Below are 944 nucleotides of genomic sequence, written 5' to 3' on the forward strand. Positions count from 1 at the left end.
GCTGAGGGAGCCGAACCGATCGGGGAAGACCGGGGCGTATTTCAGGGTCTTGAACCAGGCCTCGGAGTAGGGGTTGTCATTGGAGACCTTCGGCCTTGAGTGCGAGCGGGTGACCTCCAGGTCGGCGAGCAAGGTGGCGACGGACTTCGAGGTCATCGAGGTGCCGCGGTCGGCGTGGACCACCTCGGGGATGCCGTGGATGGCGAACACTTCGCGCATCATCTCTTCGGCCAGGGGCCCGGACTCTCGGGCGTGGACGTGGACGCCGACGAGGTAGCGGGAGTAGATATCGATCATCACGTACGCGTCGTAGTAGACACCCCGGATGGGGCCTGGCAGCTTGGTGATGTCCCAGGTATAGACCTGCCCCGGTGCGGTGGCGACCAGCTCGGGGACCGTTCGGGCCGGGTGTCTGGCCTGCCTGCGGCGCTCTTTGACCAGGGTGTTCTCCCGCAGCACCCGATACATCGTGGAGACCGAGCACAGGTAGATCCCGCGGTCCAGCAGCTCGGCGAAGATCTGCAGCGGGGTGGCATCGACGAACTCGTCGCTGGTCAGCACCGCCAGCACCTTCGCGCGTTCGGTGCAGGACAGCCGGTTGGCCGGGACCATCTCGCGCGGCGTGGGTGGCCCCGGGCGCTGCTGCCGGCGACTGGCTGTCGCCCGGGAGATACCGGTCAAGACCGATGCCTGCCGGGTGGGAGTCCCCTGCGCGGTGAGGTCGGCGTAGGCGCCCATCAGCGCTTCTTGCGCTTGGTCTCGAGATCCGCGCTCTCGGAGATGTCCTCCAAGAGCGCGCGTGCTTTTCCCATGATCTCCAGCGCGGTCTCGGTGCGGTCCAGGCGCTGGCGGGTCTGGTCCAGCTCGCGCCGTAACCGGGCGATCTCGGCCTGCTCCTTGCTGGGCCGGCCGACCGCCTGCCCGGGCTGCTTGCCCTGCAGCAC

General features: G+C 67.9%; 1 pseudogene. It reads right to left on the bottom strand.

Annotated features, from left to right (window positions below):
- Positions 1-944: pseudogene (locus ACYVKA_RS13535) on the bottom strand (transposase); the annotation flags it as partial.

Source organism: Luteococcus sediminum, assembly GCF_054783495.1.